The organism is Exiguobacterium sp. UBA6282 (assembly GCF_002440475.1).
Lineage (GTDB): Bacteria > Bacillota > Bacilli > Exiguobacteriales > Exiguobacteriaceae > Exiguobacterium_A.
Genome location: NZ_DJUM01000020.1, coordinates 94,201 through 116,888, shown reverse-complemented (window position 1 = coordinate 116,888; position 22,688 = coordinate 94,201). Strand labels below are relative to the sequence as shown.

Annotated in this window: 20 protein-coding genes and 1 pseudogene; 17 read left to right on the top strand and 4 right to left on the bottom strand. The window is 45.7% G+C overall.

Going from position 1 to position 22,688, the window contains the following annotated elements:
- The 9 genes and pseudogenes from B2751_RS05580 to B2751_RS05540 form a co-directional block, all read left to right on the top strand.
- On the top strand, window positions 1-327 hold a 327-nt coding region (locus B2751_RS05580), incomplete at its 5' end, for a glycine--tRNA ligase subunit alpha (protein WP_290773420.1).
- A pseudogene (gene glyS, locus B2751_RS05575) lies at window positions 320-2,381 on the top strand (glycine--tRNA ligase subunit beta). The gene B2751_RS05580 and the pseudogene glyS, both read left to right, overlap by 8 nt.
- A 21-nt stretch (window positions 2,382-2,402) precedes the next feature.
- Entirely contained in the window at window positions 2,403-3,032 is a 630-nt protein-coding gene (locus B2751_RS05570; RefSeq protein WP_029341036.1) for a helix-turn-helix transcriptional regulator, read from the top strand.
- A gap of 12 nt (window positions 3,033-3,044) precedes the next feature.
- Complete coding sequence (locus B2751_RS05565) at window positions 3,045-3,854, top strand: pyruvate, water dikinase regulatory protein (protein WP_035409206.1); 810 nt, start codon at window positions 3,045-3,047, stop codon at window positions 3,852-3,854.
- 146 nt (window positions 3,855-4,000) lie between these two features.
- A complete protein-coding gene (gene dnaG / locus B2751_RS05560) occupies window positions 4,001-5,797 on the top strand; it encodes a DNA primase (RefSeq protein WP_290748831.1) in 1,797 nt (598 codons plus the stop codon).
- 34 nt (window positions 5,798-5,831) lie between these two features.
- The gene (rpoD, locus tag B2751_RS05555; RefSeq protein ID WP_023467512.1) at window positions 5,832-6,917 is read left to right on the top strand and encodes an RNA polymerase sigma factor RpoD; all 1,086 of its coding nucleotides are present in this window, start codon (window positions 5,832-5,834) and stop codon (window positions 6,915-6,917) included.
- Between the two features lie 153 nt (window positions 6,918-7,070).
- Window positions 7,071-7,412 (top strand): cytochrome c550, encoded by a 342-nt coding sequence (cccA, locus tag B2751_RS05550; RefSeq protein ID WP_035409203.1) that lies wholly within the window; start codon window positions 7,071-7,073, stop codon window positions 7,410-7,412.
- A 120-nt stretch (window positions 7,413-7,532) separates the two neighbouring features.
- Window positions 7,533-8,249, top strand: coding sequence for a tRNA (adenine(22)-N(1))-methyltransferase (locus B2751_RS05545; RefSeq protein WP_056060136.1), 717 nt, complete (start codon window positions 7,533-7,535; stop codon window positions 8,247-8,249).
- A complete protein-coding gene (locus B2751_RS05540) occupies window positions 8,249-9,361 on the top strand; it encodes a Nif3-like dinuclear metal center hexameric protein (RefSeq protein ID WP_290773417.1) in 1,113 nt (370 codons plus the stop codon). Before B2751_RS05545 ends, B2751_RS05540 begins: the two co-directional genes overlap by 1 nt.
- A gap of 98 nt (window positions 9,362-9,459) precedes the next feature.
- On the opposite strand, the gene B2751_RS05535 is transcribed toward B2751_RS05540, so the two are convergent.
- On the bottom strand, window positions 9,460-10,407 hold the full coding sequence (locus tag B2751_RS05535; protein WP_035409199.1) for a 4-hydroxy-3-methylbut-2-enyl diphosphate reductase: 948 nt from the start codon (window positions 10,405-10,407) through the stop codon (window positions 9,460-9,462).
- Between the two features lie 145 nt (window positions 10,408-10,552).
- Between B2751_RS05535 and B2751_RS05530 the strand changes: the two genes are divergently transcribed.
- The 5 genes from B2751_RS05530 (at window position 10,553) to B2751_RS05510 (ending at window position 16,305) form a co-directional block, all read left to right on the top strand.
- Window positions 10,553-12,316 carry a two-component system sensor histidine kinase NtrB gene (locus tag B2751_RS05530; protein WP_035409197.1) on the top strand — a complete coding sequence of 588 codons (1,764 nt, stop codon included), beginning with the start codon at window positions 10,553-10,555 and terminating at the stop codon, window positions 12,314-12,316.
- Window positions 12,313-13,266, top strand: coding sequence for a sugar ABC transporter substrate-binding protein (locus B2751_RS05525; RefSeq protein ID WP_290773414.1), 954 nt, complete (start codon window positions 12,313-12,315; stop codon window positions 13,264-13,266). Before B2751_RS05530 ends, B2751_RS05525 begins: the two co-directional genes overlap by 4 nt.
- A gap of 47 nt (window positions 13,267-13,313) precedes the next feature.
- A complete protein-coding gene (locus B2751_RS05520) occupies window positions 13,314-14,666 on the top strand; it encodes a DEAD/DEAH box helicase (RefSeq protein ID WP_035409194.1) in 1,353 nt (450 codons plus the stop codon).
- A 98-nt stretch (window positions 14,667-14,764) separates the two neighbouring features.
- Complete coding sequence (locus tag B2751_RS05515; RefSeq protein WP_035409192.1) at window positions 14,765-15,667, top strand: deoxyribonuclease IV; 903 nt, start codon at window positions 14,765-14,767, stop codon at window positions 15,665-15,667.
- A 20-nt stretch (window positions 15,668-15,687) separates the two neighbouring features.
- Window positions 15,688-16,305, top strand: coding sequence for a hypothetical protein (locus B2751_RS05510; protein ID WP_056060149.1), 618 nt, complete (start codon window positions 15,688-15,690; stop codon window positions 16,303-16,305).
- Window positions 16,306-16,425: 120 nt separating this feature from the next.
- Here B2751_RS05510 and B2751_RS05505 read toward each other — a convergent pair whose 3' ends face one another.
- Genes B2751_RS05505 through B2751_RS05495 form a run of 3 tightly spaced genes read right to left on the bottom strand, consistent with a single transcriptional unit; the run spans window position 16,426 to window position 20,339 of the window.
- Window positions 16,426-16,596 (bottom strand): XapX domain-containing protein, encoded by a 171-nt coding sequence (locus B2751_RS05505; RefSeq protein ID WP_023467523.1) that lies wholly within the window; start codon window positions 16,594-16,596, stop codon window positions 16,426-16,428.
- Between the two features lie 54 nt (window positions 16,597-16,650).
- A complete protein-coding gene (locus B2751_RS05500; protein WP_290773411.1) occupies window positions 16,651-18,804 on the bottom strand; it encodes an RNA degradosome polyphosphate kinase in 2,154 nt (717 codons plus the stop codon).
- A complete protein-coding gene (locus tag B2751_RS05495) occupies window positions 18,801-20,339 on the bottom strand; it encodes a Ppx/GppA family phosphatase (protein ID WP_056060152.1) in 1,539 nt (512 codons plus the stop codon). Before B2751_RS05495 ends, B2751_RS05500 begins: the two co-directional genes overlap by 4 nt.
- A gap of 215 nt (window positions 20,340-20,554) precedes the next feature.
- Between B2751_RS05495 and B2751_RS05490 the strand changes: the two genes are divergently transcribed.
- Genes B2751_RS05490 through B2751_RS05480 form a run of 3 tightly spaced genes read left to right on the top strand, consistent with a single transcriptional unit; the run spans window position 20,555 to window position 22,591 of the window.
- Window positions 20,555-21,322, top strand: coding sequence for a metal ABC transporter ATP-binding protein (locus B2751_RS05490; protein WP_035409184.1), 768 nt, complete (start codon window positions 20,555-20,557; stop codon window positions 21,320-21,322).
- Complete coding sequence (locus B2751_RS05485; RefSeq protein WP_035409182.1) at window positions 21,319-22,188, top strand: metal ABC transporter permease; 870 nt, start codon at window positions 21,319-21,321, stop codon at window positions 22,186-22,188. The genes B2751_RS05490 and B2751_RS05485 overlap by 4 nt, the downstream gene beginning before the upstream one ends.
- Window positions 22,160-22,591: a Fur family transcriptional regulator gene (locus tag B2751_RS05480; protein WP_290748857.1), complete on the top strand. Its 432-nt coding sequence runs from the start codon at window positions 22,160-22,162 to the stop codon at window positions 22,589-22,591. The genes B2751_RS05485 and B2751_RS05480 overlap by 29 nt, the downstream gene beginning before the upstream one ends.
- The last annotated feature ends 97 nt before the right edge of the window (window positions 22,592-22,688 follow it).

Here is a 22,688-nt window from a genome sequence, read left to right as displayed (position 1 = left end):
TTCTATCAACCGGAATTCGAACATTCGAAGTATACATTTGAAACATCAGATGTCGCTTTACTCTTTACATTATTCGATCAATATGAAAAAGAAGCGAATCGTGCCTTGGATGAGAATCTCGTTTTCCCAGCATATGATTACATCTTGAAATGTTCGCATACCTTTAACCTTCTCGACGCGAAGGGGGCGATTTCCGTCACGGAACGCACAGGATTCATCCATCGTGTACGGAACATGTCGCGCCGTTGTGCGCAAAGTTTCATCGAAGAACGGGAACGTCTTGGCTTCCCATTGATCAAGTCGAAAGCAGGTGAGTCACATGCATGAATTATTACTTGAAATCGGTTTAGAAGAAATGCCGGCTCGATTCGTCCTTCAATCCGAAACACAACTCAAGGAACGCGTGACGCGTTTCCTTGAAGAAGCACGGATTGAGTTCACAANNCGTCGAATCCTTCTCGACACCACGCCGTCTTGCAGTATATGTCAAGGGTCTCGCAGCACGTCAAAGCGACCTCGAAGAGACATTAAAAGGACCCGCAAAACGGATCGCGATGGACGAAGCAGGGAACTGGACGAAAGCTGCAGAAGGATTCGCGCGTGGTAAAGGACTCACGACGGACGATCTCTTCCTTGGGGAAGAAAAGGGAGTCGAATACCTCTATGCGACGCGTAAGGAAACTGGACAAGCGACAGCCGATCTACTTCCTGGATTAAAACAAGTCGTTGAAGCGATGACGTTCCCGAAAAACATGCGTTGGAGCACACAATCGTTACGCTACATGCGTCCGATTCGCTGGTTAATTGCTCTTCTTGACGATCAAGTCATCCCGTTTGAAGTCGCATCCGTCGAAACAGGTCGGACGTCTCGTGGGCATCGCTTCCTTGGGCAAGACATCACGATTCTTCGTCCGAATGCCTATGTCGAAGCGCTCGCAGGAGAGCACGTCATCGTCAGTTATGAAGCTCGTCGTCAATTAATCGAAGAACAAATCGCGGCGCTTGCGGCGCGTGAACAATTCGAAGTACCGATCGATGCGTCTTTACTTGAAGAAGTCACGAATCTCGTCGAATATCCGACAGCCTTGTTCGGTGCATTCGATGAAGCGTATCTTGAGTTGCCGGAAGAAGTCTTGATCACGACGATGAAAGAACATCAACGGTACTTCCCAGTCAAACGTGACGGTGCGTTGCTCCACTATTTCGTGACAGTACGAAACGGGAACGCAACCCATCTTGAAAACGTTGCTCGCGGAAACGAAAAAGTCATTCGTGCCCGTTTAGCAGATGCTCAGTTCTTCTATGAAGAAGATAAAAAAGCAGACATTGATGAACAGGCGAAACGTCTTGATAAAATCGTCTTCCATGAAAAATTAGGAACGACAGGTGAAAAAGTCCGTCGTGTACGTCAAATGGCACTCGCACTTGCTGACCGTGTCGGCGCAGACAAAACACGTGTCGAACGCGCGGGTCAGATTTATAAATTCGACCTCGTCAGTCAGATGGTCTATGAATTCACGGAATTACAAGGTCTGATGGGTGAACGTTATGCGAACATGAAAAACGAGGATCCGGAAGTCGCTGCTGCGATTCGCGAACATTACATGCCACGCTTCGCGGGTGATGCAAGTCCGGAGACACCGACAGGGACACTCTACGCGATCCTTGATAAGATGGACAGCGTCGCTGGATTCTTCGGTGTCGGCATGATTCCAAGTGGATCAGCGGATCCGTATGCATTGCGTCGTCAAGCACAAGGAATTGTGCAAATCTTATCGGATCGTAAGTTGAACTTGACATTGACTGAACTGATTGCCTTCGTCGTGTCTGAACAGGTAGCAGCAGGTCTTTATACGAAGGATGCCGAAGAAGTACAAGCCGCATTACAAGATTTCTTTGCGCAACGTTTGAAGTACCGTCTATCGGAAATGGACTTCCGTCATGATGTCGTCGAAGCCGCTCTTGACCATATGTTGACAGTCGAAGCGAATGAACAGCGTGCTGCCATGCTCGAAGAGGCGACGAAAAAAGAATCGTTCAAGAAAACGGTCGAACAATTAAGCCGTGTCTTGAACATCTCGAAAAAAGCAGAAAGTGTCACAACTGTTAATCCAGCGCTCTTTGAAAATGATGCGGAACGCGAATTGCATGAGGCGATTGAGAAAGCCTTACCAGAGGTCGATCAAGCTATCGCGTCACTTGACTATGCACGTGCACTTGAGGCACTTGAGGCAACCGTTCCATCGATCACAGCCTACTTTGACGGTACGATGATCATGACGGATGACGAAACGGTCCGTACGAACCGTCTTAGCGAAATGAAACGATTTGCAGAAGCAATCGAATCAGTCGCTCGGTTCAATGCACTCACTTTAGCGTAAAGAAAAAGGACGGATGAGCCGATGAAGTTAAATGAACGGCAAAAAAAGATACTCCAAATCGTCAAAGAGAATGGTCCGATCACGGGAGAGCAGATTGCTGCAGCGCTCTCCCTGACACGAGCGACGTTACGACCTGATTTGTCGATTTTAACGATGACCGGCATGTTAGAAGCGCGCCCACGTGTCGGCTATATGTATGTCGGAAAGAAAAATGCTTCCATGCTTCATGAGAAACTGGACACCTTGACCGTCGGCGAATTCATGTCATCAGCAAAGGTCATTCATGAAGGGATGACTGTGTATGATGCAATCGTCCACTTATTCCTAGAAGATGTCGGTTCGCTGTTTGTCGTCAGCAAGGACCATGCGTTGGTCGGTGTGCTATCACGTAAGGATTTTCTACGTGCGGCAATCGGTAATCAAGAATTAGACTCGTTACCGGTCAATATCATCATGACACGAATGCCAAATTTGACAGTCTGTGAAAAATCGGAAACGTTAATTGGTGCCGGCATGAAACTGATCGAAAAACAGATTGATTCGATGCCAGTCGTCGAAGAAGAGAACGGGGTCTTGAAAGTCGTCGGTCGAATGACGAAAACGAACATGACGAAAGTGTTGGTCGCTTTAGCACGTGATGAAGAAATTTAAGGGGGGCTCCTGATGCGTCAACGGATTTATGTCGTGAGTGATTCTGTCGGAGAGACGTGTGAACTCGTCGTCCGCGCAGCTGCTATTCAGTTCCCGGAACAAGCCATCGAAACGGTCCGCATTCCGTTCGTCGATGATGATCAAGTCATTTATGACTTGGTTCTTCATGCAAAAGAAGAACAAGCAACGATCGCTTTTACGATCGTTCATGCGACGCATCGTCGTTTGCTTGCAGACACAGCGCGTGCCCACGGTGTAAAGGCGATTGATCTACTTGGTCCATTGCTTGACACGATGGAAGACCGTTTGCAGATGCAACCGAAGGAAGAACCTGGATTAATCTATCGCTTAGATGAGGAATATTTCCGGAAAATCGAAGCGGTCGAATTCGCTGTTAAGTATGACGATGGACGTGATCCAAAAGGAATTAAACGCGCCGATATCGTTTTGATCGGTGTGTCGCGTACATCTAAAACGCCGCTCTCGCAGTATTTAGCCTTAAAGCGATATAAAGTAGCAAATGTACCACTCGTACCCGAATCGATTCCACCGGCAGAGCTATTCGATATTCCAAAAGAAAAATGTTTTGGACTACTCATCTCACCGGAAAAGTTGATCGATATCCGAATGGAACGATTGCGTTCATTAGGACTCAAACCTGAAGCAGCCTATGCGCAGATGGACCGAATCAACCGGGAACTTGAATACGCACGGAATTTATATGAACGAATCGGATGCCAAATTATTGATGTGACGAATAAAGCAGTCGAAGAGACGGCGAATTTGATTTTGACCGGAATTTCCGGGAAAGCGCATGACTAGTCAAGCAGTCAGGAACATAGTATACTTGTTTAGCTGATAAATGAGATAATGCCCTTTTTCTAATGAAACGGAACGAGTCATCGTTCCGTTTCATTGCGGGTATGGTCATGTAAGGATAAGTTCTCAAGGAAAGGGGAGAGGACGGAATGAAGCGAATTCCTGATGAAATCGTCGATCAGGTCCGCCAAGCAACGGACATCGTCGAATTGATTTCAGAACGTGTAGAATTAAAAAAACAAGGGAATCGATATTCAGGGCTTTGCCCGTTTCATTCTGAGAAATCACCTTCCTTTTCTGTTTCTCCTGATAAAGGGATGTACTACTGTTTTGGATGTGGTGCAGGAGGAAATGCAATTACTTTCGTCATGGAAACAGAAGGAATGAGTTTCAAGGAAGCCGTTTCGAAATTAGCCGATCGAAGCGACGTCACACTTCCAGAGCTAGAACCAGACCGATTCGAGCAGTCGGAATCGACGCCTGAACAGGAAAAGAAGTTCCGCATGCGCGAAGCGCATCGAATCGTCACCGAGCTCTATCACGAGGTGCTGATTCAAACGGAAGCAGGCGACGCCGGAAGAATCTATTTAGAAAATCGCGGTATACGCGAGGGGGCGATGCGTGAGTTTCGACTCGGGTATGCACCGGATCAAGATCGTTTTACAGTGGATTCCTTGGCACGACGTGGGTTTGATTTAGATGAGATGGTCGAAGCGGGATTGATTTCAATCGGACGTGATGGTGATTATCGAGATCGATTCAACGGTCGGGTCGTGTTCCCTATTTCCGATCGTGATGGCACGATCGTCGGATTTAGTGGTCGTTCGATTGACGGTCGTGACCCAAAGTATGTTAATACAGCGGAAACCCCTTTGTTCAATAAAAGTGAACTGTTATTTGGATTTGCTCAAGCACGAGGGGCGATGCGTAAAATCAAACAAGTCGTCCTTGTTGAGGGAAATCTTGATGTTGTGCGTGTTGCTCAAGCGGGTATACCTTATACGGTAGCTTCTTTAGGAACAGCGTTAACGCCTGTTCATGCCCAAAACCTGGCACGCATCGTCGATGAAGTCATTGTTTGTTATGACGGAGACAAAGCAGGACGCGCTGCGACGCTAAAAGCCTTACAGTTGCTTGAGGCCGTTGCCGTCGACTGTTCCGTCATCCGCTTACCGGATGGCGAAGACCCTGACTCTTTTATTGGGAACCAGGGAGAAGAGACGTTTTTACACTGGATCGAACAAAAACGGGTTTCAAGTCTTGAATTCAAATCTTTTTATTTTCGACAAGGAAAAAACTTGCGATTAGAAGGAGAACGCGTTCGATATATTGAAACTATGCTTGAAGAGATTGGTCGAACATCCAATCCGTTGTTACGGGACATCTATTTAGGAAAACTTTCTGAGGAATTTAAACTCTCGAAAGATTCCTTGATCGCACAAGTGCGTCCAACCGTTCAACAGCCGAAAAGAGAACAAATCGTTTCCGATCGCCCGACCGCTGTACCGACAGCACCTCCTGATCGAACGTTCGCGAACTGGAAAAAGGCAGAACGCTTCTTGCTTGCCTACATGATCCGTTCCGAAGAAGTATGTCTAGAAGTGCGTGAGCAGCTGGGTGTCCAATTCAATGATCCGGCACATCAATTGATTGCCGGCAAGTTATATGAATTTTATGGGACAGGTACGCAAGGAAGTTCCGATCGTTTTTTGACGATGCTCCATGATGCTTCCCTGCAACGAATCGTAGTGGATCTAGAGTTCATGCTGATGCCTGAATATGATCCTGACTTACTCAGTCATTACATTCGTGCCGTCCAGAACGAACAGCAACGTCGATTGCTCGAAGAAGAAAAATCACGATTGAATCAACAAACAGATATCCGTGCCCAAGCGGAACTGATGCAGGCGATCATTGAACGAAAGCGTCGTTTAAAAGATCGATGACCTGCTGCATGATGTGGAAGGAGTGTATGGTTCGATGGCAGAAAAAGCAAGATCAGAAGCTGAATTACTCCGTCTCGCGAAAGAGGAACTCATCGCGCTCGGACATAAGAATGGTGAATTGTCGCACCAGAAAATCGAAGACAAACTGAGTTCGTTCGAATCAATGGATGCTCAGCAATTCGAGGAATTCCTTCAGTTGCTCGAAACAGAAGGTATCAAGGTTAACAATGACGGTACAGGAGATGAAAAGGAAGAGGCGGATTTGAACGATTTGTCTGTTCCACCCGGCGTTAAGATCAATGACCCTGTCCGGATGTATCTAAAAGAAATCGGACGCGTGGATTTGTTGAATGCAGAAGACGAAGTTGAACTCGCGAAACGAATCGAACAAAACGATGAGGAAGCGAAAAAACGTCTAGCGGAAGCAAATTTACGTCTCGTCGTTTCGATCGCTAAACGGTATGTCGGACGCGGTATGTTGTTCCTTGATTTGATTCAAGAAGGTAACATGGGTCTGATCAAGGCGGTCGAGAAATTCGACTATACGAAGGGATATAAATTCTCGACGTATGCAACGTGGTGGATTCGTCAAGCGATCACACGTGCGATTGCCGACCAAGCACGGACGATCCGGATTCCGGTTCATATGGTTGAGACGATCAATAAATTGATTCGTGTCCAACGTCAACTTTTGCAAGATCTCGGACGCGAACCTTCACCGGAAGAGATTTCGAAAGAGATGGAAATCACGCCGGAAAAAGTTCGTGAAATCCTGAAAATTGCGCAAGAGCCGGTTTCTCTTGAGACACCGATCGGGGAAGAAGACGATTCACACCTCGGTGATTTCATCGAGGATCAAGATGCGACAGCACCACAGGATGCTGCTGCATATGAACTCTTAAAAGAGCAACTCGAAGATGTGTTAGATACACTCACGGATCGTGAAGAAAACGTCCTTCGTCTTCGCTTCGGACTTGATGATGGTCGGACTCGAACACTCGAAGAAGTCGGCAAGGTGTTTGGCGTCACGCGTGAGCGGATTCGTCAAATCGAAGCAAAAGCACTTCGGAAACTTCGTCATCCAAGTCGTTCAAAACGCTTGAAAGACTTCCTCGATTAATTCAAAGTGTGAAGAATATATGAAATTTTAGTGGGAAGGGAGAAAAAAGTTTCGTTTTTTTCTTCCTTCCCTGTTTTTTTTACAGTAGAATAGTAACGGGGAATACCATTCAGTCACCAACTTGGTTGGGTATAGAATATGGGGGGAATCCAAATGCGTAATCCATTAGTACCGTTTGCGGCGATCGCAGTCATCGCCATCATCGCAATGATTTCATTGTCTTACTTTGGGGTCGATCAGGTGAAGGAAGCTCGCAAAGGGCCGTCAACTGCAGAAATGAAGCCAGAAGACTTGTTTGCATCTAAAGGATGTACAGGATGTCACGGTGGAAACTTAGAAGGCGGCGTTGGTCCGAACTTAACAAAGATCGGCGCGAAGCTGAAAGAAGATGAAATCAAGAACATCGCAATGAACGGTAAAGGGCAAATGCCTGGCGGTCTTGCGAATGACGAAGAAGCAGCTGTTCTAGCTAAATGGTTAGCTGCTAAGAAATAAGAACAAGAGCATCTATCTCGTTACGAGATGGATGTTTTTTTATGGGCGGATGGTTTCTTTTTTATTGTAAATCCGCTATTTTAAAAGAGAGTTTTTCGGAAAATAGGAAGGATGAAGAAGATGCAAATGAACGTCGTATTGGATCAACGACTCCAAAAAGTCGTTTCGTATATTCCACAAGGAGCCATTCTTGCAGATATTGGTTCGGATCATGCATTCGTACCGTGTTTTTGTATCCAACAAAATAAAATCGAACGCGCCATCGCGGGGGAAGTGAATGAAGGACCGATGGAAGCCGCAAAAGGACAGGTGGCACTTGTAGGACTCGAGTCCCAAATTGATGTCCGTCTCGGGAGTGGTCTATCGGTATTGAAACCGGGAGAAGCGACAGCGATCACGATCGCGGGAATGGGTGGAACATTGATTGCCTCAATCCTTGAAGAAGGGAAAGATCGATTGTCGGGAGAAGAACGTTTGATTCTACAACCGAATGTCGATGCAGTCGATGTCCGAAACTGGTTACTCGCACATTCGTATGCCTTATTGTCAGAAGCCATCGTCGAGGAGAATGGGAAGATTTATGAAATCCTTGTCGCGGAACGTGGCGAAGAAACCTTATATTCGGAAGATGAAACAACACGACAATGGGAACTCTTCTTTGGTCCTCAGTTGATGCGAGAGCGAGCGCCAGAATTCATTGCAAAGTGGCAAATGGAAAAACAAAAACGTCAGTATATTTTGGAGCAGATGAAGCAAGGACAAACTACGGAAATCTTATCTGAAAAAATCATAGCGATCGAACGATTGATTCAAAAGATGGAAGAGGTGACAAGCTGATGGCGAATGGGAATTATGTCATTGAGCAGTTTGAAGCATTCGCTCCGAAAAAATTCGCGCTCGAGGGTGATCCGATCGGTTTGCATATTGGAACGTTGAACAAGGACGTAAAACGTGTGCTCGTGACACTTGATGTCTTGGAGTCTGTCGTTGATGAAGCGATTGAAAAAAAGGTTGATCTCATCATCGCGCATCATCCACCGATTTTTAGCAAGTTAGCGAATGTGACGGATCGTTCCGCAACAGGACGCATCGTCACAAAATGTATCAAGCACGATATTGCGGTGTACGCTGCGCATACGAACCTTGATGTGACACCAGGAGGGGTCAATGATTGGATGGCAGAGGCAATCGGTCTTGAGTCATGTGAAGTTCTCGCCCCCACATTTGAAAATACGCGCTACAAGTTGAGCGTTTTTGTACCAACAGAAGCTGCAGAGCGTGTCTCGACAGCACTTGCAAAAGCAGGAGCCGGGCAAGAAGGGGATTATAGTGACTGCCAGTTTCATGTCAATGGAACTGGGCAATTCCGACCGTCGCCTGAGGCTATGCCATATATCGGTGAAGCGAATCAACTCGAGCGGGTTTCTGAAGTCCGAATTGAGACGATCGTGACGGAATTGGATCAGAAACAAGTCATTCGAGCGATGAAGCAGGCACATCCTTACGAAGAGGTAGCCTATGATCTCATAAAGCAGGAACGTCCGGCAGCGCCACTTGGTCTCGGACGGATAGGTCGATTGCCGAAACCCATGACGTTGCGAGCATTTGCAGAGCACGTTCGGACGGTGTTTGGTGTTCAAAACTTGCGTTTCGTTGGAGACGAATCACGGGAGATCAATAAAGTCGCTGTTCTCGGTGGCGATGGGAATAAATATGTCTCGACAGCAGCTTTTGCCGGAGCCGATGTCCTTGTCACGGGTGATCTCTATTTTCATGTCGCCCATGATGCGATGGCACTTGGACTAGCGGTCGTTGATCCCGGACATCATGTAGAGTCGGTCATGAAAGAAGGCGTCGTCAACGAATTGAAGCGCCGATTCGATCAGAAAAAAATCGACGTTGAACTACTAATTTCAACAGCGAATACGAATCCGTTTCAGTTTTTGTGAGGCAACGAATCGAGTACGCTAAGGGTATCTTTTGAGCAGTAAAAAACCGAGTCGCGAATGATAATCGCGACTCGGTTTTGCTGTATCGATTGTTAGGATTAAAGTACTTTGACTTTAGGCAAAATCCGTCTTAGTTCAAGGAATGGTGTCTTGTCATGCGTACTAATATCAGTAGGATCATATTGTTGTAAGAAGTCGATGACTTTTTTCGTGATCGGTGTTGGCGTCGATGCACCTGATGTGACGCCGACTTGCTGTACACCTTCAAGCCATGATAAATCAAGCTCCGTTAAATCGCCGATTCGATGTGCAGGAGTTCCTGCGATATCAAAGGATACCTGTGCCAAACGGTTCGAGTTGTTCGAACGTGGGTCACCGACGACGATGACGAGATCACAGTCTCCTGCTTGATCTGCTACCGCTTCTTGTCGGACTTGTGTTGCGTTACAGATTTCATTGTGTACTTCCACATGCGGATATTTTTTCCGAACGTGTTCCATCAAAGCTTGGACATCCCATTGACTCATCGTTGTCTGGTTCGTGACGATGATTTTTTTATGAGCAAGCTGAGGAGGAAGTTCATCGATATCTTCGACTTTTTCGATGAGGTGAACATGTTCCGGCGCTACGCCGACGGCACCTTCAGGCTCCGGATGCCCATGTTTCCCGACGTAGATGACTTCGTAATCATCTGCGACGACTTGACGAATCAAGTCGTGGGTACGCGTTACGTCAGGACACGTCGCATCGACGACGTGTAAGTTCTTCTCTGCAGCACGAGCATAAACAGCAGGTGAAATACCGTGTGCTGTAAAGATGACCGTTCCCTCTTGAATCGTCTCTAAGGCTTCGAGGCGATCAGGACCATCAACAGTGATGACGCCCATGTTTTCGAACTCACGTGTGACGTGAGCATTGTGGACGATCATCCCTAAAATATGGATCGGACGTGGCAAATCTTTATTCAATGCCGCTTGTTGTGCAAGTTTCATTGCGTCGACGACACCGTAACAATAGCCGCGGGGGCTGATTTTTTTTACTAGCATAGTTGTAGATTCTCCCTTTGTGAAAAAGAATGATTAGTTAGAGTGTACCATTGATTGAAGCTGAATGAAAATAGAGGAGTCTGTTTCAGCCACAGAACATGCTATACTAATGAAGTTGTCAATTATTCAAAAGGGAGGCGAAGGGATGGAGTCAAAGAAAATGATGCGGTCGTATTTTTTCCAAATCACCGCCGTCTTATTCATCCTGATTTGTCTTGTCATTTCAGCGCTTGCCTTCACTGCAGACCGGGTCACGATTTCCCGAGTCGAACAACAAACAGAAAAACAGAGTGAAAAAAGTGTTGAAGTCTCTGGGAATGCGATTCGCGACAATGTCGGGAATTTGCATGAAGAAATCATGAGCTTGCAGTTGAATGTCAAAAACCCTAAAAAGTTGAGTCGGAAAATTGAGGAGTCTAAATTGTTAGACATTGATACAGGGTTTAAAAGTCTCTTTTATTTTGACCGAAAGACGAAACAAATCACCTGGTTCTCAAGCGATGATCGTCGAGTGGAGAATAGTACCATCCTAAAAGACGATGATTTTGTGCAAACGTTGACGAGTACGGATTTTCATATGAGCAAGCTATATACGATGGAGTCAGATGCTGTCACGTACATGTTCGTCCCGATTCGAGACGGCAATGAGCGTGTCGGAGTCTTTGGTGGTGGATTAAGCGTCATGAATTCGATTGTTTTTCGAAATTCACTTGAATCGTTCGACGATCAGACCATTGCTTACCTCTTCAATAGTAAAAAACAATTGTTAGCCACATCCAGTAATCTCGTGACAGATGAAGAGCGCGTATTATCGAGAAGTGTGGTTGACCGTGCTTTTAAATCGCTAGAACCTTCCGAGATTTTTAGTACGAATCAAGATATGTATTACTTTGCGAAAGATTTGAAAGTGACGGATTGGAAAATACTCGTTCGAACGCCTCGAAATGTTTTTTATGAACCGGTCTATACGACACGACAACAATATTTGATCATCGCGGCTTTAACGCTTGTCCTCAGTCTAATTGTCGGCTATTTGATGTCGAAGCAGTTGACCGCGCCGATGCTTGAACTTGTAAATAAGATCGAGAAAAGCACCTCACCCAAACCGATCGTTCTTGAGCGAGCGGGATCTAATGAGGTCAAGACACTCGTTGCCGCCTATAACGAGTATGCACAACGGATGGAAAATGCGCGTCTTGAGCAATTGAGTCAGCAACAAACGATGTTACATCAAGAAAAATTAGCATCGCTCGGTCAATTAGCAGCAGGAATCGCACACGAAATCCGTAATCCATTGACGCCTGTTAAGATGACCTTACAGTTGTTAGCGACGGAAAAAGATCGTAATGCAGAAATGCTCGTTCTTGCTTTATCAGAACTCGATCGGGCGAATGGTATGATTCAAACGATGCTCGATCTGTCAAAAGGTGAGAACAATGCGCTTCAAAAAACAACGATTGATATGAATGATTTAATGAAGAAATTGACATATATCCTCGAAGCTGAAGCGCATCATTACGAGGCGGACTGCAAGATTTATACACCATCCTTTATGCCGAAGATTTATGCGTCAGAAGAGGGAATCTTACAAATTTTAGCAAACTGTGTCCGAAATGCCCTACAAGCTGTTGCGTTTAAAGGACCGGACGGCATATGTCATCTGCATGTCCATGTCTATCCAGAAGAGGTCGTATTCATTGTTCAGGATAACGGAATCGGTATGGACGGAGATCAAATCGAACATGTCGGTCAAGCATTCAAAACATCGAAAGTCGACGGAAATGGACTTGGGATCTTCATGTCGAAACAAATCGTCCGTGATCATAAAGGGAAAATGATCTTTGATAGTAAGCCGGGCGTCGGTACGACGATTCAAGTTCACTTGCCACGAAAGGAGCAAATGGAATGAAATTCAATAAGGCCTGGTTATTCGTCCTGATTGTCTGGGTTTCATCCGTTCTGTTCATTTCCAACTTGTTCGTCAATCCAGATCCTAGTCCACGACGTCATCTCGTTGGATTTACGATCGTGAATGATAAGCATGAGTTCGCACAACGGCTCGTAGATGCGTTTAAAACGCAGGCAAAAATCAATAAATACGAAGCGGTCGTCACGACTTCCCATAACTCACGCATCAATGAACGGGAGCAGATTCAAGAGTTCATTCGGATGAAAGTCGATGCGATCTTCGTGACGACACTAGATGACGTCTATATCGCTAATACATTAGAAGAAGCGGCTCGTGCCGGGATTCCGGTTTTTGCCATCGATCGATTGATTCGTTCCGATGCAGTCGTCAGTTCAATCACTTCAAATAATCAATTGATTGGGGAACAACTTGCATCATTCATTAAACACGAACGTATCAAGCAGACGGGACGAGCTACCGCCAATATCATTGAAGTCGCAGGGACAGCAAACGTCAATACAACGAATGAACGACACCGAGGATTTTTGACTGGTCTTGAGCGTGAGCCGGAACTTCAGATTGTCGAATCCGTGAATGGGGATTACGACCCCATCACTTCAGAAAAGGTTATGACGCAGGTGATTGAGTCAGGAATTCCGTTTGATGCCGTCTATTGTCATAATGACGATATCGCGCTTGGTGTCCTCGAAGCATTGAAAAAAGCAGGTATCAAAGGAAAAATAATTGTCGGCATAGACGGGAATCGTGCTATATTAGAAGCTGTTGACATGAAATCGATGGATGCGACGGTCGTCCAGAGTGCTGATGAGATGATGAAAGTCGCCTTCAGTGCATTGAAGCTTCATACGAAAAACAAAAAGATTCCAAATCGTTTTTATACGTACTCCTATCTGTATGACGGTAGTAGACCCATAACCATGTTGAACTAATCGAGAGGCAGATGCCTCAGCAAATAAGGAAAGGACGGTGTCAATTCATGAATGGATTCAGCCATTATCAATTACACCCGTTCGTCATCGAAGCACTCGATGACGCCCGCATCACAAAACCGACCGACATTCAGTCGCGGATCATCCCAGCTGCAGTAAAGGGGCGCGATATCATCGGTCAATCACAAACAGGAACAGGAAAAACGTTATCGTTCCTTCTTCCAATCGTTCAAAACGTCGATCCGAAGCTTCAAGAATTACAGGCGATCATCGTTGCTCCGACGCGTGAACTTGCTTGGCAAATCCATGAAGAACTAAAATCGTTACTCGTGAAAGAACCTGACTTCATCAAAACGAGTCTCATTACAGGTGGGATGGATCGCGAACGTCAAATTGGTCGTGTTAAAGTCTCGCCACAAATCGTCATCGGAACACCGGGACGTATTTTAGATTTATTCAAGGAACAAGCATTGAAGCCGCATTTCGTGAAGCACTACGTCATCGATGAAGCGGATCAAATGCTCGATATGGGGTTCTTGCCAGAAGTTGACCGGATTGCTCAAGCTCTTCCAGAACAGCTTCAGATGATGGTCTTCTCAGCAACGATTCCTGAGAAATTGCAACCGTTTTTGAAAAAATACATGAACAACCCGCGTTACGCCCATGTGGATCCGAAACAGCAGACAGCGAAGAAAATCGTTCACCATACGATTCCAGTCAAGCACCGTGAGCGCTCAGAGTTGACGCTAAAAGTCGCGAAAGCGTTGAACCCTTATATCTGTCTGATCTTTACGAACACAAAAGCAGAAGCAATCGAAGTCGAAGCTTTGTTCCTAGAAGCAGGACTTAATGTTGGTTCTCTTCACGGTGATCTCCCGGCTCGTCGCCGGAAACAAGCGATCAAGGAAATCAACGATGCGAAGTACCAGTATGTCATCGTGACGGATCTTGCTGCACGTGGAATCGATATTTCAGGTGTCTCACACGTCATCAACCACGGTATTCCGAAAGACTTGGACTTCTACGTTCACCGTGTCGGTCGGACAGGTCGTGTCGATCAAGATGGATTGGCGTACACGCTGTTTGAAGATCACGAGAACGGTATGATCAATCGCTTAGAGGACCGTGGCATTCAATTTACGAACGTCGATGTCAAAGGTAGTCAAATCGTCGAAGTCAAAGAACGTCGCCGTGCGAAGCCGCACATGAAGACTGCCGTCTCGAAGACAGCGCATAGTCGCCTTTCGGGTGAAGCAGCAAAAGCGAAAAAACGTGTTAAACCAGGTTATAAGAAGAAACATCAATATAAGCTGAAAGAAACAGCAAAACGTGAACGCATCAAAGAACAACGTGGTGTCGGTCGCGCGCAACGTAAAGAAAACGCCCGCAAATCAAAATAACTCCATTGATGACACCCGTGAAATGAAAAAACATTTTTCGGGTGTCTTGTCGTTTTCAAGATTTGGTACACTGTAAAAAGAGAAAGGTGGAAAACAACATGAAAATAGGTTCACACGTCTCCGTTTCGGGGAAAAAAATGCTGTTAGGTGCCAGTGAGGAAGCAGCGTCTTATGGTGCAACGACGATGATGGTCTATACAGGAGCACCTCAAAATACACGCCGTAAGCCGATGGAAGAGTTACGAATTCCGGAAGCGTTGCAACATATGAGTGCGAATGGAATTGAAGAAATCGTCGTACACGCACCGTATATCATCAACCTGGGGAATACGACAAAACCCGAGACATTCGAACTCGCGGTTTCGTTTTTAGGAGCTGAGATCAAACGAGCAGAAGCTCTAGAGAAAGCACGACACATCGTATTGCATCCAGGTGCGCATGTAGGTGCTGGGGAAGAGGTTGGAATCAAACGGATCGTTGAAGGACTCAATGAAGTATTGACAGGCGAAGAACAGGTGAAGATTGCGCTTGAGACGATGGCTGGAAAAGGATCGGAAATCGGAAAAACCTTCGAGGAACTTGCTCAGATCATCGAAGGCGTCACACATCATGATCGTCTGTCCGTCTGTCTTGATACATGCCACGTGCATGATGCGGGATACGATATCGTGCACGACCTAGATGGTGTTCTCGAACAATTCGACCGAATCGTCGGACTGGATCGTCTTGGTGTCATCCATGTGAATGACTCGAAAAATGTCCGCGGTGCGCGGAAAGACCGTCACGAAAATATTGGTTTTGGTGAGATTGGATTTGATGCCTTACACCGTGTCGTGCATCATCCTGCCCTGGCTCATTTACCCAAAATTCTAGAGACACCTTACATTGGTCTCGATCCAAAGAAAAAAGTAGCACCGTATAAACAAGAAATCGATATGTTACGTTCGGGTGCATTTGATGCAGACTGGCGTCTACCGATTCTAGGAGCACCGGTCGAATAACTCATAAAGGGGTGTCAGTGATGTGTCATATACTCGTCGTCGATGAGACTAATTTTGCGATACGACAAGCTGTTGTCCACTATTATGAAACAAAGGAACCGTTTTATTTGCCGGCAGATCTGGCAGAGGGAGAAGAAGTATTTCTTGCGACGTCTGATGGAATCATTGCGTATGCAGAAGTCTTGTTCACGGAGTATACGACACGTCCAGAGGATCCGTTTTGGTTGACCGTTGCTGACGATTCGGAAGGATCTTATGTATGTCTTGATCTCATCAGTGTGGATTTACGACATCCGTTACTTGGACGACCACTCGATCAACTTAGTCTTAAAACCGGACCAGTCGAAAGCGCGTTTCGCACACGTCTGCTTGATTCATGGCAGTATGGGTATTTCGAAACCGATGTGCTGACACTCGAACAATCTAAACAACGTCGAATCGAGCGCTTCAAGGAGCGAAATCATCTAGAACAAATTGCGCGTCAATGTGTTCATTGTGAGGAGTCTAGGCAGTCGTTACTCGAATGGCATTTGACATCAGAAGGATACCAGACGGTGTGTCCGACATGTCACCGGTGGTTACATCAACGGATGTTGCATGCTATGGATACGGCGGCGGCGACGGAAGAGAGTGAGTAAAAGCTTTTTCTATTCAAGCAGAGCTCGTATGACTGATCATCCAATCATTAAAACCTTAAAAGAATCAAAAAAACAGTTCTCTATCTGCGCTGGCAGTAAAGAGAACTGTTTTCATTTAGATTAGAAAAAGCGTTCTACTAAAAACAGATAGATTTTCATCCCAAGGAAGACACCAAAGATCCCGACGACGGCTGGGAAAACGGGTGGAGCAGGGATTGGTAATTTCAATGCGGTGAACACGACTCCGCAGATGACGCCTGCGAGAAGGGATAACAAGATTTGCTGAAGCATACATTTCGTCCTTTCTGCTGTAATCAGCATTTGAAGTAAAGTATATCTTAAATGTCAGGTGGCATTTTGATCAAGAATGACTTTGTCATCCTTCTTTTCGATTGTGATCCACTTTTGTTTCAATGGAGCTGTAAAAATTGGTTTTTGTTTTAATTTGCCGCTCGTATAATCTAGAATCAGCAACTGTGATTCGCAGCTCTGTTTTCCGTCTTTAACGTAATAATAGGATCCAGCGGCTGTCTGCTCACGCGCTTTGACATTATCAGCAAGGGCGAGGGCGAGACAATCCTTTAGATATTGTTTATGTTCTTCGTCCATAATCGGGAACAAGATTTCAATCCGTTTTCGCATGTTGCGTGTCATCCAGTCAGCACTTGACCCATACATCAAATCCTGCCCGTTGTGATGGAAGTAGAAGATGCGTGAATGTTCCAAATAACGATCAACGATCGAGATGACGCGAATGTTCTCCGAAACACCTGGAATGCCAGGACGCAGACAACAGACGCCACGAACGATAAGTTCGACTTGTACACCGGCGCGCGATGCCTTATAGAGACGTAAGATGATGTCTTTCTCCGTTAAACTATTCATCTTGGCGACGATTCGACCGTTTCCGTGTTTTTGATGATGATGGATTTCTTCATCAATCAATGACAGGAACTTCTCAAGCATCGCGTTCGGTGAAGTTTGGATGACGTTCCATTCGGGTTGTTCCCCGTATCCGGACAACCAGTTAAAGAAGTTTGTCGCATCTTCGGCGATTTCTTCTCGAGCCGTCAATAATCCGACATCCGTGTATAGTTTCGCCGTCGAATCATTATAGTTGCCGGTACCAAGATGGACGAAACGCTGAATCTTTCCTTCGTGGAGTCGGACGACGAGCGTGATCTTCGAGTGTGTCTTTAAATCACTATATCCGTAGATGACATGAGCGCCGGCTTTTTCTAGCTGCTTTGCCCACTCGATGTTCTTTGCCTCATCGAATCGAGCTTTGAGTTCGACGAGGACAGTGACCTGTTTCCCGTTCTCGGCTGCTGTTTTTAAGGCTTTAATGATCGGTGAGTCACCAGATACGCGGTAAAGGGTTTGTTTGATGGCAAGGACGTTCGGATCATTAGCCGCTTGGACGATGAACCGGACGATAGGATCAAACGTATGATACGGATGATGCAAGAGATAGTCGCGTTCCAGTAATTGATTGAACAGATTTTTTGAACTATCGAGTGCGGGTGGGTCGACCGGCATGATCGTCTGATAGATCAAATGATCATATTCAACACCGATTTGACTGTAGAAGGCGAAGGAGAACGTCAAATCAATCGGACCATCTACAGCAAAGATATCGCGTTCCTGCAAATCAAGTACATCACGTAGCATGTTGAGTAGTTCAGTATTGATGGCAGCTTTTTGGACTTCAAGTCGAATTGCTACCCCCCAACGCCGTTTTTTTAATTCCTTTTCGATTAACTTCAATAAATCGTGTGTCCCTTCTTCGTGAAACGGAAGGTCGGCATTCCGGGTGATCCGAAATGGCATGGCAGACAACACGCGATAGCCTTTAAATAAACTGTCAATGAAGGCGATGATGACGTCTTCGAGTAAAATGACAGCCGTCGTCTCGTCATCTTCTACCGGTAAATCGACGAATCGCGGTAAAACAGCAGGTACTTGTACGAGTGCCAAATTTCGTTTCGTCCCGTCTTCTGCTTCAAGAACCGTTGCGATGTTAAGTGATTTTGAAGACAACATCGGGAACGGACGATAGGCATCGACAGCAACAGGCGTGAGTACCGGAAAGACTTGTTCACGGAAAAAGGATTTTACATAGGTCGTTTGTTCTGAAGTCAGGGCGTCGTATTTTAAGAATGTAATGCCTTCATCTGATAACGTCTGATTGATTGCTTGAAATGCTTCGTATTGCCGATCGACTAACTCTTTTGTTTTCAACGCGATCGCACGTAACTGTTGTTTAGGTGTCATCTGTTGTTTATTTTCCGGTTTATTGAACCCAGCGAGCACTTCATCCTTTAAGCCACCGACCCTTACCATATAGAACTCGTCTAAATTGGAACTAAAGATACCGAGAAACTTAAAACGTTCCATTAATGGATTGCGTGTGTCAAAAGCTTCACCCAGTACACGTTCGTTGAACTGGAGCCAGCTGAGCTCACGATTATTGAAATGTTCCGGTATGTCGAGCTTCATGAAGGAAGATCTCCTTTCGTTTCGAAGGTAATCGTACAATCAATGATTCGTTCCAGGTGTTTCTTTTGTTTTTCGGCTTTTTCGACTTCAAATCCATAATCGTGATCGCCTGTATCGAGGACGAATTGGAGTTGGTCCTTTTTAAGGAACAGTTCCAAATGATCGACAGCTTTTCGTTCCGTCACGTCGAGGGCATGGCTTAACTTGAGTAAAGAACCGAGTAAGTCGAAGCGGTCCAGTGATTCTTCCGTGAACCATTCTTTGAACGGCTTTGCTAATTGTTGCATCCGTTTCGCTGAAGAATAGGAGCTGACAAGGGAGAGTGCAACGCGATCCTTATGCGTCATGCCATTCATTTCGGTGTTCGTCAACAAATAAAACGTCTGGTCTGATCGCGTGTCCGGATTAATGTATTGACCGCAATAAAACAAACGACTTGCGGAATCGAGGAGGCGTAAATCGGACGCTCGTTCTGATACCAGGTCTAACGTGACGAGTTGACGGTACATCGATTTAGCAAGTGTTCCGATATACGACGCACGATCACGATTGACCTTATAATCACTTTCAAGCTGATAGAGGCTCTGCTCACGTACGTTTTCAATCCGGCGGTATGCTTCGTCCTGCACGTCGAACTCGTAAACAAGACCTTCACGAAGACCGAGATTGCTCATGATGAATTCTTCCGCTTCGATGTGTTGAGCTAACCCTTGGATCGCAATCAATGCCGGCAGGAAAATATCGATTCGATCCTTTGATAACCCTTCGATTTTCGATAGCTGTTTCGCTGATTTCCCTTCCAGATCATCGACCATCTTCGCGAGTTCCTTCGCCTTGATTTGATATTGATGAACGCTCCGAAGCGGATAATCCTGATTGGATTGATGGATACGAACGAAGTTTCGGGCAGAACCACCGACACCGATTAAAGGAAGCTTTTTATCACTTAGCCATGGTATCGATTCGAATTGTTCCCGTAAGAATTTCACCAACTTCTTCTTATCACTTGCACTAAGTGTCTCGTCGGAAACGAATTGCCGTGTCAATGTGACGGCGCCAAATGGAAAGCTATGATACGCTACCATCTCGCGATTTTCGATCAAGGTGACTTCCATGGAACCACCGCCGATGTCGACAGAAAACCCATCTGTCAGGAAGGTCGAATTGATGATAGCAAAATAACCATAGTATGCTTCTTGTTCGTCTGTTAGAACCTGAATGGAAAAAGGTGTGTTTTCAGTAACGGATTTAACAATTGCTTCTCGATTCGTCGCATTACGAATAGCAGCGGTCGCGACACAAATCGTCTCCTCGACCTCATGGGTGACACCGACTTCGTAAAATCGATGTAACGTTTCTTCGAGTAACGAGATGCCTGCGTCGTCAAGTGCTCCGTCTTTATTGATATGAGCAGATAAACGCGCGACGACTTTAATGTTAATCTTCTCGATGTAACGACCAGAAGCGATCGGATGGAAGATGACATAACGAATTGAGTTGGAACCGATATCGATAACTGCAAGTTCTTGTTTCAAGTGACCTCGACTCCTCTCTGCGATGCGTGCATTAAAAGATTTCCCTTCCTGAACAAGCCGGAAACAGCTAGTTTCTGTCTTTATTGTACCTTGATTATTTTCAAAGGAGGATAGGAAGTTGCTAGAGTTGCACCAATAATTAGCGAACGCTATAATAAGACAGTTGATTAAGACGTAACTATTCCGTTTTACGAAAACGGAAGGAGTGAAAATAAATGGAAACACCAATCATCGAGATTGATCAAGTCAGCTATGATTATCCAGATCGCCGGGTATTGAATCAAGTTTCGTTTCAGGTTCAACAAGGACAATTCTTAGCAATCGTCGGGGAAAATGGATCTGGGAAATCGACGCTGATCAAATGTATCTTAGGTTTATTGCAACCGAAAGGAACGATTCGCTTATTCGGACAACCCCAATCGCAATTCAATGAATGGTGGCGAATCAGCTATGTCTCGCAAAAAGCAGCTTCGTTTAACTCGGGTTTCCCGGTAACTGTCGCAGAAGTCGTCGAGATGGGGTTGTATGCTAAAAAAGGACTTTTTCGTCGTTTGTCACGCGATGATCGAGACAAAGTACGGACTGCCCTTGAAACAGTCGGAATGTGGGAACGCCGTGATTCAAAAGTCGGCGACTTGTCCGGCGGTCAACAACAACGCGTCTTCATCGCGCGTGCGCTCGTCAACGATCCAGACTTAATGATTTTAGATGAACCAACTGTTGGTGTCGATCAGCGATACGTGAAAGAATTTTATGAAATTCTTGAAGAACTGCGTCGAGATAAACGGCGAACGTTCGTCCTTGTGACACATGATATCCATTTCGTCAGCAAACTCGTCACGGATGTCATTCATTTGGTCGATGGACGTTTAGGTTGTAACTGTGGCATTAAAGAGTATTGGGAACTAGATGAACAGACGATCCGCTCCCTCTATCCAGTTCCGGGACGTGTCCTCGTTCACGAAGGGAAGAGTGTCCAATGATCGAAGCATTCATGACGTTAAAATTTTTACAGTATGCTTTAGTAGCTGCCATTTTAATTGGATTCACGGCCCCATTGATTGGCTCGTTCGTCGTCGTCCGGCGGATGAGCCTGATCGCAGATGCACTTTCGCACGTCACGTTAGCTGGGATTGCACTCAGTCTCTTGATTTCTGGTATGGTCGCGCAATTAGCGGACTTAAATCCACTGTACTTAGGAATCGTGACGTCGGTCATCGCGGCACTGACGATTGATTGGTTGCGCGCTAAATATAAGCATTTTCAAGAACTCGCGATTCCGATCATCATGGCAACAGGGATGGGGCTCGGTGCGACATTCATTAGTCTTGCGAACGGCTTTTCAATGGATCTCGTCTCCTTCTTATTTGGAACGGTTTCGGCTGTTGCCTTAACGGATGTGTACACGATTCTTATCGTGACGGTCGTGGTCGTCATCTTCGTCTTTGCCTTTTATAAGGAATTGTTGTTCCTCTCATTTGACGAGGAACAAGCACGTGTCTCGGGAATCCGACTTCGTTTAGTTCACATTCTCTTTATGATCGTCGTTGCGCTTGTGATCGCGATTAGTATGCGAATCGTCGGGATTTTACTTGTCTCGAGCTTAATCACGTTGCCGGTTGCGGCAGCACTTCGAATTGCAAAAAGTTTTAAGACGACGATCTTTTTAGCTATCATCTTCGGTGAGATTGCAACAGTACTTGGACTCATCCTGGCTTATCAGTTTGATTTAGCACCCGGCGGAATGATTGTCCTACTTGCCGTGCTCGAACTGATCATCGTCATGCTATTAGAACGTTTTTGGATAGGAGGTAAAACACATGAAGACGAACATCGAACAAGCGCGTGAACGAATGAAGGCTTCTGGGTTTAAAATAACACCGAAACGTCTGGATTTGCTATCGTATCTGTTTGAAGTGAATCGGTATGTCAGTGCGCGGGAAGTGGCAGAAGCTCTCCGGACGTCTCATCCTTCGTTAAGTTATGATACGATTTATCGAAACTTGAATGATTTTTCGGAAATCGACTTATTAGAAGTGACGGAATTAGACGGTGAGATGAAATATCGGGCTGCCTGTGCTTCCGGTCATCACCATCATCATTTGATATGCCGAATCTGTGGCAAGACGGAGACGTTGAATGTCTGCCCGATGGAGTGGATTTCACCCGCTCAAGAGACTGGTTTTGAAGTCGAAGATCATAAATTTGAAATCTATGGACGTTGTGCGAATTGTCAACGCTTGACGTCTTAAATAGAAGGGAACGTCCATTCGGGACGTTCTCTTTTTTGTTTTTATACGACTAGTCCTGATTAAAACGGGAATAGTCGAACAGAGGTGATGAGATGAT